This is a genomic window from Streptomyces flavalbus (assembly GCF_042674625.1).
Classification (GTDB): Bacteria; Actinomycetota; Actinomycetes; order Streptomycetales; family Streptomycetaceae; genus Streptomyces; species Streptomyces flavalbus.
In genome coordinates this window covers 2,059,715-2,075,236 of record NZ_JBHTEB010000001.1, presented here as the reverse complement: position 1 = coordinate 2,075,236, position 15,522 = coordinate 2,059,715, and the positions used below count along the sequence as shown (strand labels likewise).

The window sequence follows — 15,522 nt, the reverse complement described above, 5'->3', positions numbered from 1 at the left end:
GTTGTGCCATCCGTCGCGGCCGGAGCCGTGCGCGCTGGTCCGCTCATCGCCGCCCCTCCCCGCCGCTCGTGCCGCCCGTCGCGGTCAGTGTCGTGCGTTCGCGGTCCGCCTGGCGCCACAGGTCGCTCAGGGTGGCGCCGCGCGGCACGCTCACCACCGTCCAGCCCGCCTCGCGCAGCAGCCGCAGCCGCTCCTCGCTGCGGTGGAATGCCTGGGGGGTCTCGGCGGGTTCCCGCGCCCAGTTCTCGCTGTCCAGCACGAAGGCGAGCGCGGCGCCGCTGCGCTGCCGCATCCGGGCGGCGACCGCGGCCTGCTCCTCGTCCAGGTCGCCGAAGAACGCCACCAGCAGCCCCTCGCTGCCGCCGCGCAGCACGTCGTAGCCGCGCGACAGGCTGCTGCCGTCGGAGTGGTCGATCACCGCGAGGGTGTCCATCATCAGCCCGGCCGCGTCCGCCGACTCCTGGTTGGCGCCCGCGAACCCGTCGGAGCCCTCGCCCGGCACCGAGTTGCCGGTGTCCGTCAACAGCCGGACCGAGAAGCCCCGCTCCAGCATGTGCACCAGCACCGACGCCGTGCCCGCGACGGCCCACTCGAAGGCCGAGTCGGGGCCCGCGCCGCGGTAGGCGAGGCCACGGGTGTCCAGCAGCACCGTGCAGCGGGAGCGTTGCGGCTGCTCCTCGCGGCGCACCATCAGCTCGCCGTAGCGGGCGGTGGAGCGCCAGTGCACCCGGCGCAGGTCGTCGCCGTAGCGGTACCCGCGCGGGATGATGTCGTCCTCACCGGCCAGGGCGAGCGAGCGCAGCCGCCCGTCGCCGTACCCCTTCGCCTCGCCGGTCAGCCGCACCGGCGGCAGCGGCTCCACGCGCGGGATCACCGTCAGGGTGTCGTACGTCGAGAAGGACCGGGTCAGTTCGCACATCCCGAACGGGTCGGTCAGCCGTAGCTGGAGCGGGCCCAGCGGGTAGCGGCCCCGCAGGTCGGAGCGGACCCGGTAGGACACCTCGCGGCGACCGCCCGCCTCCACCCGGTCGAGGACGAAGCGGGGGCGCGGTCCGAGGACGTAGGGCACCCGGTCCTGGAGCATCAACAGGCCGGTGGGCAGCCGGGAGACGTTGTCCATCCGCAGGTGGACGCGGGCCTCCGAGCCCGCGGGCACCCGCGCGGGGGACAGCCGCCTGCTGCCCGCGACGCGGTAGCGGGTGCGGTACAGCACCAGGGCGCAGACCAGCGGCAGCACCGCCAGCAGCAGCCCGACCCGCAGCAGGTCGCCCTGCCCGAGGACGTAGGCGCAGACGGCGGCGGCCACCCCGGCGGCCAGGAAGGAACGGCCGCGGGTGGTCAGCCCGGCCAGCGCCGTGCGCACCCCGCCCCTGGCGCCGCCGTCGGGCTCCGGCTGCACCGCGTCGGCGGTGGCCATCAGAGCCTCCGCGGCGGCTGCTGGCCGTACGCCGGACCGCCCTGGCCAAGGCCGAAGACGTTCTGCTGGGGGCCCGCGGGGACCGGGGTGCGCTGCAGGATCTCCTGCACGACCTGCTCCGCGGTGCGGCGGTTGAGCTGGGCCTGCGCGGTGGGCAGCAGCCGGTGCGCGAGGACCGCCACGGCGAGGGCCTGTACGTCGTCCGGCAGGGCGTACTCCCGGCCGGAGAGGGCGGCGGACGCCTTCGCCGCGCGCAGCAGGTGCAGCGTCGCGCGCGGCGAGGCGCCGAGTCTGAGGTCGGGGTGGGCGCGGGTGGCGGCGACCAGGTCGACCGCGTACCGCCGGACGGTGTCCGCGACGTGCACCCCGCGCACCGCCTCGATCAGCTTGACCATCTCGTGCGCGTGCGCCACCGGCTGGAGGTCGTCGAGCGGGTTGACGCCGCCGTGGACGTCGAGCATCTGCAGCTCGGCCTCCGGGCTGGGGTAGCCGATGGACACCCGGGCCATGAAGCGGTCGCGCTGGGCCTCCGGCAGCGGGTAGGTGCCCTCCATCTCGACCGGGTTCTGGGTGGCCACCACCATGAACGGGCTGGGCAGCTCGTAGCTGTGCCCGTCGATGGTGACCTGGCGCTCCTCCATCGACTCCAGCAGCGCGGACTGCGTCTTCGGCGAGGCGCGGTTGATCTCGTCGCCGATCACGATCTGCGCGAAGATCGCACCCGGCTTGAACTCGAAGTCCTGCCGCTGCTGGTCCCAGATCGACACCCCGGTGATGTCCGAGGGCAGCAGGTCAGGCGTGAACTGGATACGGCGCACGGAGCAGTCGATGGACCGCGCCAGCGCCTTCGCCAGCATCGTCTTGCCCACGCCGGGGACATCCTCGATCAGAAGATGCCCCTCGGCGAGCAGCACGGTCAGCGAAAGCCGTACGACCTCGGGCTTGCCCTCGATCACTCCCTCCACCGAACTGCGGACCCTCTCCACAGTGGCGGTCAGATCAGTGAGGCTCGCTCGATCGTCATAGGTCGTCACCCGGCCCTCCTCGGCCCGTTCTTTCCCGGGCCGACGCTCTGCGTGCGTAACCGGCCCACCCCTGGAACACGGACACCCCGCGCGAAAAGTTCCGCGAGGCGCCACAACCGCATTCTTGCCGCCGTTACCGTTTCGTGTCACTCGCCTGTGGACAACTGGCCGCGATATGTCGGGCCTTACGGCTTTTCGGGCCGTACGGAATGCGGTTGCCCCGACTTTCCCAGCCGAACGCGGCAGGCGTGCGCCACGAGCGGGTCCCCGCAGCATGGCAGCAGGTCACACGGCGTCCGTCACGCGGGGTCGACCTCGCGCAGCAGACCCGTCCTCACGTCGAAGACGAAGCCGCGCACGTCGTCGGAGTGCAGCAGGAACGGCGACGTCCGCACCCGCTGCATCGACTGCCGCACGTCCTGGTCGACGTCCCGGAAGGCCTCCACGGCCCAGGCCGGGCGCTGGCCGACCTCCTGCTCAAGCTCCTCGCGGAAGTCCTCGGTGATGGTCTCCAGACCGCACCCGGTGTGGTGGATCAGCACGATGCTGCGCGTGCCCAGCCTGCGCTGGCTGATGGTGAGCGAGCGGATCACGTCATCGGTCACGACACCGCCCGCGTTGCGGATGGTGTGGCAGTCGCCGAGTTCCAGACCGAGCGCGGCGTGCAGGTCGAGCCGGGCGTCCATGCAGGCCACGACGGCCACCCGCAGGACGGGACGGGCGTCCATGCCCGGGTCGGAGAAAGCGGCGGCATACTGCTCGTTCGCCTCGACGAGGCGGTCGGTGACGGTGCCGTCGGCGCGTATGGCGCCGCCGGAGCCGGTGGGAACCGATGCAGAGGTCGTCATGACTATGACGGTACTGGTCACACTCCGTCCCGGCCCTTTGTGAGAGGGGACAAAGAACATCAACGCACCTTGTTGTGAGGTAGCCCACAAGCGGGGTGCGGGGCGCCCATCCGGGTGAGCAGACCGCCCCCGGCGCGACGTGCGCGCCGGGCGCGGCGACGCGCAGGCCGGTTGATTGACCGCGAGACAGGGTGGACTAAAGTGACGCGAAGCGGGAGGCGAGGTCCTCCCCGCTGGACTGATCCCCCCGAGACCCCGGCGGCGTTCCGGAGATCTCCCCGCGTGCGCGCCGCGTACGGCGCAGGCAGGGCTCCCGTTCACGAGCGGGCGGGGACCCGGCGGTGCGTACCGGCACGCCGGACCTGAGAGGCCCCCTTGAGCGACAGTCGACACGTCCCGGTGATGCTCCAGCGGTGCCTGGACCTGTTGGCCCCCGCCCTGGAGCGCCCCGGCGCGGTCGTCGTCGACTGCACCCTCGGGCTCGGCGGGCACAGCGAGGCCCTGCTCACCCGCTTCCCCGAGGCCCGGCTCGTCGCCCTGGACCGCGACAAGGAGGCGCTGCGGCTCTCCGCCGAGCGGCTCGCGCCCTTCGGTGAGCGGGCCACCCTGGCGCACGCCGTCTACGACGAGCTGCCCGAGGTGCTCGGGCGGCTGGGCGTCCCGCGCGTGGCGGGCGTCCTGTTCGACCTCGGCGTCTCCTCCATGCAGCTCGACGAGGCCGACCGCGGCTTCGCCTACGCCCAGGACGCCCCCCTCGACATGCGCATGGACCAGACGACCGGCATCAGCGCCGCCGAGGTCCTCAACACCTACCCGCCCGGCGAACTGGTCCGCATCCTGCGCGCGTACGGCGAGGAGAAGCAGGCCAAGCGGATCGTCGCCGCGATCGTGCGCGAGCGCGACAAGGAGCCGTTCGGCAACAGCGCGCGGCTGGTGGAGCTGATCCGCGACGCGCTCCCGCAGGCCGCCAAGCGCACCGGCGGCAACCCGGCCAAGCGCACCTTCCAGGCCCTGCGGATCGAGGTCAACGGCGAGCTGTCGGTGCTCGAACGGGCCGTCCCGGCGGCGGTGAGAGCGCTTGAGGTGGGCGGGCGGATCGCCGTGCTGTCGTACCACTCGCTGGAGGACCGGCTGGTCAAGCAGGTCTTCGCGGCCGGGGCCGCCACCACCGCTCCGCCCGGCCTGCCCGTCGTCCCCGAGCGCTACCAGCCCCGGCTCAAGCTGCTCACGCGCGGTGCCGAACTTCCCACCGAGGAGGAGGTCGCCGCCAACCGCCGGGCGGCCCCGGCGCGACTGCGCGCGGCCCAGCGCATCAGGGAGGACGTCGAGTGAGCCGGACACGGGGGAGGGCGCGTGGCTAGGAGACCCGAGCTGAAGGGGCGCGCGGCGCGGCTCGCCCGGCTCTTCCCGACCGGGCCCGGGCAGGGGCCCGGCCGGGGCCGGGGCGGGACACAGGCGGCCAGGACGCCGTTCGTGCTGCTCGTCGTCGTCCTCCTCGGCGGGGGGCTGATCGGGCTGCTGCTGCTGAACTCGGCGCTCAGCGAGGGCACGTTCAAGCTGGACGACCTGAAGCGGGAGACCAAGGAACTCACCGACGAGGAGCAGTCGCTGCGCCGCGACATCGACGCCTACGCCGCTCCCGCCGCGCTCCAGCGCCGCGCCCGTGAGCTGGGCATGGTGCCCGGCGGCGATCCGGCGTTCCTCAACCCCGACGGCACGGTCAAGGGCGTCCCGACCCCGGCCCGGGGCGCCCGCTACAGCCCACTGGTGCTGGCTCCGGAGGCGATGCCCACGGGGGCGACGGAGGCGCCGGGTACGGAGGATGAGACCGACGCGGGGCAGGCCGGGCCTGAGGGCACCTCGGAACCGCAGACCGCACCGGAACCCCAGACCGCGCCGCAGCCGCAGGGAGCGCCGGAGGCCCCGACCGCGCCGCAACCCCAAGGAGCCCCCGTCCCCGGGACCGCCGCGCCCCCGACCCCCTACGGAACGCCCCCCGGCACCCCCCACGAGCCCACCCCGACCCCGACAACCCCCGGCAGGTGACGGAAGTGACCGACAGGGAACCGCCGCGTCGCCGGGTGCCAGGCCCCGCCCGGCCCGTCCGCCCCGGCGGGCGGCAGCGCCCCGGGCCCGGCGCCCGACCGGCCCGCCGCCCCGCGCCGTCCCGCGGCCCCGCCGCCCCGCCCGCGCTGCGGCTCGGCAGCCCGCGCCCCCGGCTGCGCATGGTCGGGCTCGGACTGACCGTCGTCCTCCTGGTGTTCACCGTGCGGCTGCTCCAGGTGCAGGCCGTCGACGCGAGCGCGTACGCCGCCAAGGCCGAGCAGAACCGGTACGTCGTGCACACCCTGGCCGCCGAGCGCGGCCAGATCACCGACCGCACCGGTGTCGCGTTGGCCACCAGCGACGACGCCGAGGACATCACGGCCGACCCGACGATGTTCACGCGCGAGGAGCTGGGGATCGGTGACGGCCCCGAGCAGGCGGCGGCGCTCCTCGCCCCGATCCTCGGCGCGGAGCAGGACGCGATCGCGGAGAAGCTGCGTACCAGGAACACCCGGTACGTGCTGCTGGCCCGCCGTCAGACCCCCGAGGTCTGGAAGCAGATCAAGGACCTGAAGACCGCGCTCACCAAGAAGGCGGAGCACGACGACTCCGCCGTCAACGTCCTCGCGGGCGTCTTCTCCGACCCCAGCAGCAAGCGCGTGTACCCCAACGGCGAACTCGCCGCCGGGATACTGGGCTGGGTCAACGCCGAGGGCAAGGGCGGCGGCGGCATCGAGCAGCAGTTGAACAAGGTGCTCGCCGGGAAGCCCGGAGAGGTCCGCTACGCGCAGTCCGGCGGCTACCAGGTGCCCACGGTCGGCTCGCGCGAGACGCCCGCCGTGCCCGGCTCCGACGTCGAGCTGACCATCGACCGGGACATCCAGTGGGCCGCGCAGAACGCCATCGCCGAGCAGGTGGAGAAGTCCAAGGCGGACCGCGGCTACGTCATCGTCCAGGACACCCGCACCGGCGAGATCCTCGCCATGGCGAACTCGCCCGGCTTCGACCCCAACGACCTCTCCCAGGCCGACGCCACCGCGATGGGCAACGCGGCCCTCCAGGACGCCTACGAGCCCGGCTCCACCGCCAAGCTGATGTCGATGGCCGCCGTCCTCGAAGAGGGCGCCGCCACGCCGGAGACGCACGTCGTCGTGCCCAACCGGCTGCACCGCGGCGACCGGCTCTTCCGGGACGACATCGACCACGAGACCTGGTACCTGACGCTGAACGGGGTGCTCGCCAAGTCCAGCAACATCGGCACCATCCTCGCGGTCGGCCAGCTCGGCGAAAACCAGGCCCAGAGCAACGAGATCCTCTACTCCTACCTGCGCAAGTTCGGCCTCGGCGGCTACACCGGGCTCGACTTCCCCGGGGAGACGAAGGGCATCCTCGCGCCGCCCGACCAGTGGTCGACCTCCCAGCAGTTCACGATCCCGTTCGGGCAGGGCGTCTCCATCAACGCCATGCAGGCGGCGTCCGTGTACTCCACCATCGCCAACGGCGGCGTCCGCGTCGAACCCACCCTGGTGCGCGGCACGAAGGGCCCCGACGGCCGCTTCACCCCCGCGCCGGAACCGAAGAAGACCCGGGTGGTGAGCGAGAAGACGGCGAAGACGCTCGCCAGGATGCTGGAGTCGGTCGTGGACGACGAGGAGGGCACCGGCACCAAGGCCCGCATCCCCGGCTACCGCGTCGCGGGCAAGACCGGCACCGCCAACCGAGTGGATCCGGACACCGGCAAGTACCGCGGCTACACGTCCTCCTTCGCCGGGTTCGCGCCCGCGGACAACCCCCGCGTCACCGTCTACTGCGCCATCCAGAACGCCACCGAGGGCAGCTACTTCGGCGGACAGATCTGCGGACCCATCTACAAGCAGGTCATGGAGTTCGCCCTGAAGTCCCTCCAGGTCCCGCCCACCGGGGCCCCGCCCGCGAAGCTGCCCGTCACCTTCCAGCCATGATCGTCCGAGCCCCAGGAACCACCCGTGACCACGATCACCCCCGACTCCGGGAACCAGGGCACGCCCCGGCGCCTTTTTAGCTCCGAGGCGGGTGCGCCCGGTACGCTCACCGCCGTGCCACACGCTGATCAGTCCCAAACCACCCAGAAGGGCGGTCCCGTGACCTATCCGGGCCCGCCGCGACCGGCCTCGGTCTCCGCCACACCCCTCGCGGAACTGGCCGAGCAGTTGGGTGTCACCGCACCACCGAGCACCGCGCCACCGAGTACCGCACCAGCGAACACCGCCCCACCGTCACCCGACGCCCCGGGCACCCCCGACGCCCCGGGCACCCCCGGCGTCACGGGCATCACCCACGACTCCCGCGCGGTGCGCCCCGGTGACCTGTACGCCGCCCTGCCCGGCGCCCGCGCGCACGGCGCCGACTTCGTCACCCAGGCCGCGGGGCTCGGCGCGACCGCCGTCCTGACCGACCCGGCGGGCGCCGACCGCGCCGCCGCCACCGGACTCCCGGTCCTTGTCGTCGACGACCCGCGCGCGCGGATGGGCGAACTGGCCGCCACCATCTACGGCCACCCCGGCGACGGACTGCTCCAGATCGGCATCACCGGCACCTCGGGCAAGACCACCACCGCCTACCTCGTCGAGGGCGGCCTGCGCACCGCGCACCACACCGGCCTCATCGGCACCGTGGAGACGCGCATCGGCGAGGAGCGCATCAAGTCCGAGCGCACCACCCCCGAAGCCACCGACCTCCAGGCCCTGTTCGCCGTGATGCGTGAGCGCGGCGTCGAGGCGGTCGCGATGGAGGTCTCCAGCCACGCCCTGGTCCTCGGCCGGGTCGACGGCTGTGTCTTCGACATCGGGGTGTTCACCAACCTCAGCCCGGAGCACATGGAGTTCCACTCCGACATGGAGGACTACTTCCGGGCCAAGGCACAGCTCTTCACGCCGGAACGCAGCAGGCTCGGCGTGGTCAACGTCGACGACGAGTACGGCCGCAGGCTCGCCAAGGAGGCCACCGTCCCGGTGGTCACCTTCTCCGCCGAGGGCCACCCCGACGCCGACTGGCGCGCCGAGGACGTCCGGGTCGGGCCGCTGGACTCGCCGTTCACGGCGGTCGGCCCCGAGGGGCAGCGGATCAGCGCCACCTCGCCGCTGCCGGGCCCGTTCAACGTGGCCAACACCCTCGCCGCGCTGGTCGCCCTCGCCGCGGCCGGGCTCGACCCGCAGACCGCCGCCGACGGCATCGCCGCGGTGCCCGGGGTGCCGGGCCGCCTGGAGCGGGTGGACGCCGGACAGCCGTACCTCGCGGTCGTGGACTACGCCCACAAGACCGACGCCGTCGAATCGGTGCTGCGCGCGCTGCGCAAGGTCACCGAGGGCCGGGTGCACGTCGTGCTCGGCTGCGGCGGCGACCGTGACACCACCAAGCGCGCCCCCATGGGCGCCGCCGTGGCCCGGCTCGCCGACACGGCCGTACTGACCTCCGACAACCCGCGTTCCGAGGACCCGCTGGCGATCCTCGCCGCCATGCTCCAGGGCGCCGCGGCGGTGCCCGCGCACGAGCGCGGCGAGGTGGTCCTGTTCGAGGACCGGGCCGCCGCGATCGCCGCCGCGGTGGCCCGCGCCCGGCCCGGGGACACCGTGCTGGTCGCGGGCAAGGGCCACGAGCAGGGCCAGGACATCGCCGGGGTGGTCCGTCCGTTCGACGACCGCCAGGTGCTTCGGGAAGCAATCCAGCAGACCCAGGGATGAACTTGTGATCGCCCTCTCTCTCGCCGAGATCGCAGCAGTCGTCGGCGGGCAGACGCACGACATACCGGATCCGTCGGTGCGCGTCACCGGACCGGTCGTCCGGGACTCCCGCGAGGTGGAGCCAGGCAGCCTCTTCGTCGCCTTCGCCGGGGAACGCGTCGACGGCCACGACTTCGCACGGCAGGTGGTGGAGGCGGGGGCGGTGGCCGTCCTCGCGACCCGTCCCGTCGACGTGCCCGCGATCGTCGTGGACGACGTCCAGACGGCCCTCGGCGCGCTCGCGCGTGAGGTCGTCCGGCGGCTCGGCGCGACCCTGGTCGCGCTGACCGGCTCCGCGGGCAAGACCAGCACCAAGGACCTCATCGCGCAGGTGCTGCGGCGCAAGGCGCCCACGGTGTTCACCCCGGGATCGTTGAACAACGAGATCGGGCTCCCGCTGACCGCGCTCAGCGCCACCGAGGAGACGCGCTTCCTCGTCCTGGAGATGGGCGCCCGCGGCATCGGCCACATCCGCTACCTGACCGGCCTGACGCCCCCTCGGATCGGCCTGGTGCTCAACGTCGGCAGCGCCCACATCGGGGAGTTCGGCGGCCGGGAGCAGATCGCGCAGGCCAAGGGCGAACTCGTGGAGGCGCTTCCAGAAGACGGTACGGCGGTCCTCAACGCCGACGACCCCCTCGTACGCGCCATGGCGTCCCGTACGAAGGCGAAGGTGCTCCTCTTCGGTGAGGCCGACGAAGCGGACGTACGCGCCGAGAACGTACGACTCACGGACAGCGGACAGCCCTCCTTCAGCCTTCACACACCCTCCGGGTGCAGTGACGTGACCATGCGCCTGTACGGTGAGCACCACGTGTCGAACGCGCTCGCCGCGGCCGCCGTCGCCCATGAGCTGGGCATGTCCGCGGAAGAGATCGCCACCGCGCTCTCCGAGGCGGGCTCCCTCTCCCGCTGGCGGATGGAGGTCACCGAGCGCCCGGACGGCGTGACGGTCGTCAACGACGCCTACAACGCGAACCCCGAGTCCATGCGAGCGGCGCTGCGTGCGCTGGCCGCGATGGGCAAGGGGCGCCGTACGTGGGCGGTGCTCGGCAAGATGGCCGAGCTGGGGGACGAGGCGCTCGCCGAGCACGACGCGGTCGGACGGCTCGCCGTCCGACTCAACGTCAGCAAGCTCGTCGCGGTCGGCGGTAGGGAAGCCGCCTGGCTGCAACTGGGCGCATATAACGAGGGTTCGTGGGGTGAGGAGTCGGTGCACGTGTCCGACGCACAGGCGGCGGTCGACCTGTTGCGCAGCGAGTTGCGCCCGGGGGACGTCGTGCTCGTGAAGGCGTCCCGTTCGGTCGGTCTCGAAGGCGTTGCCCAGGCGCTGCTGGAGACCGGTGCCGAGGGTGAGGTCGCAGCCCGATGATGAAGCAGATCCTGTTCGCGGGAGTCATTGGCCTGTTCCTGACGCTGATCGGCACCCCGCTGCTGATCAAGCTGCTGGCCCGCAAGGGGTACGGCCAGTACATCCGCGACGACGGCCCGCGCGAGCACCACGCCAAGCGCGGTACGCCGACCATGGGCGGTATCGCGTTCATCCTGGCGACGATCGCCGCCTACTTCCTGAGCAAGCTCATCACCGGCTACCCGCCGACCTTCTCCGGTCTGCTGGTCCTCGGACTGATGGCGGGCATGGGCCTGGTCGGCTTCCTGGACGACTACATCAAGATCGTCAAGCGGCGTTCGCTGGGCCTGCGGGCCAAGGCGAAGATGGCGGGCCAGCTCATCGTCGGCATCGGCTTCGCGGTGCTGTCGCTGCAGTTCGCCGACAACCGCGGCAACACCCCGGCCTCCACCAAGCTGTCGTTCATCACCGACTTCGGCTGGACGATCGGCCCGGTGCTGTTCGTCGTCTGGGCGCTGTTCATGATCCTGGCGATGTCCAACGGCGTGAACCTGACCGACGGTCTGGACGGTCTGGCGACCGGCGCCTCCGTGCTGGTCTTCGGCGCCTACACCTTCATCGGCGTGTGGCAGTTCCAGGAGTCCTGCGCCAACGCGCTGACGCTGACCAACCCCGGCGCCTGCTACGAGGTGCGCGACCCGCTGGACCTCGCGGTGGTCTCCGCGGCGCTGATGGGCGCCTGCCTGGGCTTCCTGTGGTGGAACACCTCCCCGGCCAAGATCTTCATGGGCGACACCGGTTCGCTCGCCCTCGGCGGCGTCCTCGCGGGCCTGGCGATCTGCTCCCGCACCGAGCTGCTGCTCGCCATCCTGGGCGGCCTGTTCGTGCTGATCACCATGTCGGTGGTCATCCAGGTCGGCTCGTTCCGGATGACCGGCAAGCGGGTCTTCCGGATGGCGCCACTCCAGCACCACTTCGAACTCAAGGGCTGGTCCGAGGTCCTGATCGTGGTCCGCTTCTGGATCATCCAGGGCATCTGTGTGATCGTCGGACTGGGCCTCTTCTACGCGGGATGGGCAGCGGACAAGTGACCAACTGGCAGGGCAAGCGCGTCACCGTCGCCGGGCTCGGCGTCTCCGGCGTCCCGGCGGCCAAGGTGCTGCACGCCCGCGGCGCGCACGTCACCGTCGTCAACGACGGCGCCGACGAGCGGGCACGGGCGCAGGCCGCCGACCTGGAGGCGCTCGGCGTCACCGTCCGCCTCGGCGACGGCGCTTCCCTGCCCGAGGGCACCGAGCTGATCGTCACCGCGCCCGGCTGGCGCCCCGACAAGCCGCTGTTCACCGCGGCGGCCGAGGCGGGCGTCCCCGTCTGGGGCGACGTCGAGCTGGCGTGGCGGCTGCGCGGCCCGGACGCCGCCCCCTGGCTCGCGGTCACCGGCACCAACGGCAAGACCACCACCGTCCAGATGCTCGCGTCGATCCTGACGGCGGCGGGCCTGCGCACCGCCGCCGTCGGCAACATCGGCGTCTCCCTCCTGGACGCCGTACTCGGCGACGAGCCGTACGACGTCCTGGCCGTGGAGCTGTCCAGCTACCAGCTCCACTGGGCGCCCTCCGTGCGCGCCCACTCCGCCGCCGTCCTGAACCTCGCCCCCGACCACCTCGACTGGCACGGCTCGATGGAGGCGTACGCCAGGGACAAGGGCCGGATCTACGAGGGCAACCGCGTCGCCTGCGTCTACAACGTGGCCGACAAAGCCACCGAGGACCTGGTGCGCGAGGCGGACGTCGAGGAGGGCTGCCGCGCCGTCGGCTTCACCCTCGGCACCCCGGCGCCCTCCCAACTCGGCGTCGTGGACGGCGTCCTGGTCGACCGCGCCTTCGTCGAGGACCGGCACACCAGCGCCCAGGAGCTGGCCGAGGTCTCCGACGTCAACCCGCCCGCCCCGCACAACATCGCCAACGCCCTCGCGGCGGCGGCCCTCGCCCGCGCCTTCGGGGTGCCCGCCACCGCCGTACGCGACGGACTGCGGGCCTTCCGGCCGGACGCCCACCGCATCGCGCACGTCGCGGACGTGGACGGCGTCGCCTACGTCGACGACTCCAAGGCCACCAACACCCACGCCGCCGAGGCGTCGTTGGCGGCCTACGAGCCCATCGTGTGGATCGCGGGCGGGCTCGCCAAAGGCGCCACCTTCGACGAACTGGTCGCCCGCTCGGCCAGGCGGCTGCGCGGCGTCGTCCTCATCGGCGCCGACCGCGCGCTCATCCGCGAGGCCCTGGCGCGACACGCGCCCGAAGTACCCGTCGTCGACGTCGACCGGACCGACACTGGGGCGATGCTCCAGGCGGTGCGGGAGGCGCGGCGGCTCGCGGAGCCGGGCGACACGGTGCTGCTGGCCCCCGCCTGCGCCTCCATGGACATGTTCACCAACTACAACCAGCGCGGTGACGCGTTCGCGGAGGCGGTTCGCGAACTCGGCGCCTGACCCGGCCGCCTGCCGGGCGACCTTGGGAGGGACCGTGGGACGCGCGAAGCGCATGACGCCGACCCGGCCGGAACCGGCGTACACCGGAGGCACCCGTGCCCGGTAGCCGCACCGGCCGCCCGCCCGTCCAGCGGGCCCCGCGTCGCCCCGCCGTACCGCGCACCCCGCGCGAGAACCCGTTCGTCCGGCTGACCACCCGCGCGCGCCGCGCCTGGGACCGGCCGCTGACGGCGTACTACCTGATCCTCGGCGGCAGCCTGCTGATCACCGTGCTGGGTCTGGTGATGGTCTACTCGGCCTCCCAGATCACCGCCCTGCAGATGTCGCTGGGCGGCTCCTACTTCTTCCGCAAGCAGTTGCTGGCCGCCGTGCTCGGCACCGTGCTCCTGTACGCCGCCTCCCGGATGCCGGTGAAGCTGCACCGGGCGCTGGCCTACCCGATCCTCGCCGGAGCCGTGTTTTTGATGGCCCTTGTGCAGGTGCCGGGGATAGGGCACGCGGTCAACGGCAACCAGAACTGGATCTCCGTCGGCGGCCCCTTCCAGCTCCAGCCGAGCGAGTTCGGCAAGCTGGCGCTGGTGCTGTGGGGCGCCGACCTGCTCGCCCGCAAGCAGGACAAGAAGCTGCTCACGCAGTGGAAGCACATGCTGGTGCCGCTGGTCCCGGTCGCCTTCATGCTGCTGGGCCTGATCATGCTCGGCGGCGACATGGGTACGGCGATCATCCTGACGGCGATCCTGTTCGGCCTGCTGTGGCTGGCGGGCGCCCCCACCCGGCTGTTCGTCGGCGTGCTCGCCGTCGCCGGGGTGCTCGGGGCGGTGCTGATCCAGACCAACGCCAACCGCCTCGACCGGTTCGCCTGCATCGGCGCCACCGAGATGGGCGAGGACGGCTCCTGCTGGCAGGCCGTGCACGGCATCTACGCCCTCGCCTCCGGCGGACTGTTCGGTTCCGGACTCGGGGCGAGTGTGGAAAAATGGGGCCAACTCCCTGAAGCGCACACCGACTTCATCTTCGCCGTCACCGGTGAGGAGCTGGGTCTGGCGGGGACGCTGTCGGTGCTCGCCCTCTTCGCCGCTCTAGGCTATGCGGGTATCCGCGTGGCCGGACGCACGGAGGACCCCTTCGTGAGGTACGCCGCGGGAGGCGTGACCACCTGGATCACGGCCCAGGCCGTGATCAACATCGGTGCGGTGCTCGGCCTGCTGCCGATCGCCGGTGTCCCGCTCCCGCTGTTCTCCTACGGGGGATCCGCCCTGCTGCCGACCATGTTCGCCATCGGGTTGCTGATCGCCTTCGCACGGGACGAACCCGCTGCGCGGGCGGCGCTTGCGATGCGGCAACCCCGCTTTGGTAGAAAGCGGGGGGCTGGGGGACCGGGTTCGGAACGGAGCCCCCGGAGATGGAACACGATGCGACGGCGCGCCCCGGCGCGCTCGTCCGGAGAGCGGTGAATTTCGGTGCATGTCGTACTCGCCGGTGGGGGGACCGCCGGCCACATCGAGCCAGCGCTCGCCCTCGCGGACGCCCTGCGCAGGCAGGACCCGACCGTGGGGATCACGGCCCTGGGCACGGAGCGCGGGCTGGAGACCCGGCTGGTGCCGGAGCGGGGCTACGAGCTGGCGCTGATCCCCGCGGTGCCGCTGCCCCGCAAGCCGACCCCCGAGCTGATCACCGTCCCGGGCCGGTTGCGCGGCACCATCAAGGCGGCCGAGCAGATCCTGGAGCGCACCAAGGCGGACGCCGTGGTCGGCTTCGGCGGCTACGTCGCGCTCCCCGGCTACCTGGCCGCCAAGCGGCTCGGCGTGCCGATCGTCATCCACGAGGCCAACGCCCGCCCCGGCCTCGCCAACAAGATCGGCTCCCGGTACGCCGCCCAGGTCGCCGTCTCCACGCCCGACAGCAAGCTGCGGGGCGCCCGCTACATCGGCATCCCGCTGCGCCGCTCCATCGCCACCCTGGACCGCGCCGCCGTACGCCCCGAGGCGCGCGCCGCGTTCGGCCTCGACCCGAACCTGCCGACCCTGCTGGTCTCCGGCGGCTCCCAGGGGGCCCGGCGCCTGAACGAGGTCGTGCAGCAGGTCGCGCCCTGGCTCCAGCAGGCCGGTATCCAGATCCTGCACGCCGTCGGCCCGAAGAACGAACTGCCGCAGGTGCACCAGATGCCGGGGATGCCCCCGTACATCCCGGTAAGTTACCTGGACCGGATGGACCTCGCGTACGCCGCGGCCGACATGATGCTCTGCCGCGCGGGCGCGATGACCGTCGCCGAACTCTCCGCCGTCGGACTCCCGGCCGCCTACGTCCCGCTGCCCATCGGCAACGGCGAACAGCGGCTGAACGCCCAGCCGGTGGTGAAGGCGGGCGGCGGGCTGCTGGTCGACGACGCGGAACTCACCCCGGAGTGGGTGCGGGAGAACGTCCTGCCCGTGCTGGCCGACCCGCACCGGCTGTACGAGATGTCCCGCGCCGCGGGCGAGTTCGGCCGCCGGGACGCCGACGACCTCCTCGTCGGCATGGTGTACGAGGCGATCGCCGCCAGCCGCGCACGCCGCTAGGCACGCACGACGGAAGAGGGCAGGAAGC

At 72.5% G+C, this 15,522-nt stretch carries 12 protein-coding genes; 9 read left to right on the top strand and 3 right to left on the bottom strand.

What is annotated here, in order from left to right:
- Positions 1–43: 43 nt before the first annotated feature.
- From ACFQZ6_RS09165 to ACFQZ6_RS09155, 3 genes are all read right to left on the bottom strand, one after another.
- A complete protein-coding gene (locus tag ACFQZ6_RS09165) occupies positions 44–1,417 on the bottom strand; it encodes a DUF58 domain-containing protein (RefSeq protein ID WP_381606488.1) in 1,374 nt (457 codons plus the stop codon).
- On the bottom strand, positions 1,417–2,451 hold the full coding sequence (locus ACFQZ6_RS09160; RefSeq protein ID WP_381606486.1) for an AAA family ATPase: 1,035 nt from the start codon (positions 2,449–2,451) through the stop codon (positions 1,417–1,419). The genes ACFQZ6_RS09165 and ACFQZ6_RS09160 overlap by 1 nt, the downstream gene beginning before the upstream one ends.
- A gap of 290 nt (positions 2,452–2,741) precedes the next feature.
- A complete protein-coding gene (locus tag ACFQZ6_RS09155; RefSeq protein ID WP_381606484.1) occupies positions 2,742–3,290 on the bottom strand; it encodes a beta-class carbonic anhydrase in 549 nt (182 codons plus the stop codon).
- Between the two features lie 375 nt (positions 3,291–3,665).
- On the opposite strand from ACFQZ6_RS09155, the gene rsmH reads away from it, so the two are divergent.
- From rsmH to murG, 9 genes are all read left to right on the top strand, one after another.
- Positions 3,666–4,622: a 16S rRNA (cytosine(1402)-N(4))-methyltransferase RsmH gene (gene rsmH, locus ACFQZ6_RS09150; protein WP_381606482.1), complete on the top strand. Its 957-nt coding sequence runs from the start codon at positions 3,666–3,668 to the stop codon at positions 4,620–4,622.
- 21 nt (positions 4,623–4,643) lie between these two features.
- Positions 4,644–5,336, top strand: coding sequence for a septum formation initiator family protein (locus ACFQZ6_RS09145; protein WP_381606480.1), 693 nt, complete (start codon positions 4,644–4,646; stop codon positions 5,334–5,336).
- A gap of 5 nt (positions 5,337–5,341) precedes the next feature.
- Positions 5,342–7,297, top strand: a complete 1,956-nt coding sequence (locus ACFQZ6_RS09140; protein ID WP_381606479.1) for a peptidoglycan D,D-transpeptidase FtsI family protein — start codon at positions 5,342–5,344, stop codon at positions 7,295–7,297.
- A 24-nt stretch (positions 7,298–7,321) separates the two neighbouring features.
- Positions 7,322–9,055, top strand: a complete 1,734-nt coding sequence (locus ACFQZ6_RS09135; protein WP_381606476.1) for a UDP-N-acetylmuramoyl-L-alanyl-D-glutamate--2,6-diaminopimelate ligase — start codon at positions 7,322–7,324, stop codon at positions 9,053–9,055.
- A gap of 4 nt (positions 9,056–9,059) precedes the next feature.
- Complete coding sequence (locus ACFQZ6_RS09130) at positions 9,060–10,466, top strand: UDP-N-acetylmuramoyl-tripeptide--D-alanyl-D-alanine ligase (RefSeq protein WP_381606474.1); 1,407 nt, start codon at positions 9,060–9,062, stop codon at positions 10,464–10,466.
- Positions 10,466–11,536, top strand: coding sequence for a phospho-N-acetylmuramoyl-pentapeptide-transferase (mraY, locus tag ACFQZ6_RS09125; protein WP_381618164.1), 1,071 nt, complete (start codon positions 10,466–10,468; stop codon positions 11,534–11,536). The genes ACFQZ6_RS09130 and mraY overlap by 1 nt, the downstream gene beginning before the upstream one ends.
- Entirely contained in the window at positions 11,518–12,936 is a 1,419-nt protein-coding gene (murD, locus tag ACFQZ6_RS09120; protein WP_381606472.1) for a UDP-N-acetylmuramoyl-L-alanine--D-glutamate ligase, read from the top strand. The genes mraY and murD overlap by 19 nt, the downstream gene beginning before the upstream one ends.
- Before the next feature lie 95 nt (positions 12,937–13,031).
- Positions 13,032–14,390, top strand: a complete 1,359-nt coding sequence (gene ftsW, locus ACFQZ6_RS09115; RefSeq protein WP_381606469.1) for a putative lipid II flippase FtsW — start codon at positions 13,032–13,034, stop codon at positions 14,388–14,390.
- Between the two features lie 6 nt (positions 14,391–14,396).
- The gene (murG, locus tag ACFQZ6_RS09110) at positions 14,397–15,494 is read left to right on the top strand and encodes an undecaprenyldiphospho-muramoylpentapeptide beta-N-acetylglucosaminyltransferase (RefSeq protein ID WP_381606467.1); all 1,098 of its coding nucleotides are present in this window, start codon (positions 14,397–14,399) and stop codon (positions 15,492–15,494) included.
- The last annotated feature ends 28 nt before the right edge of the window (positions 15,495–15,522 follow it).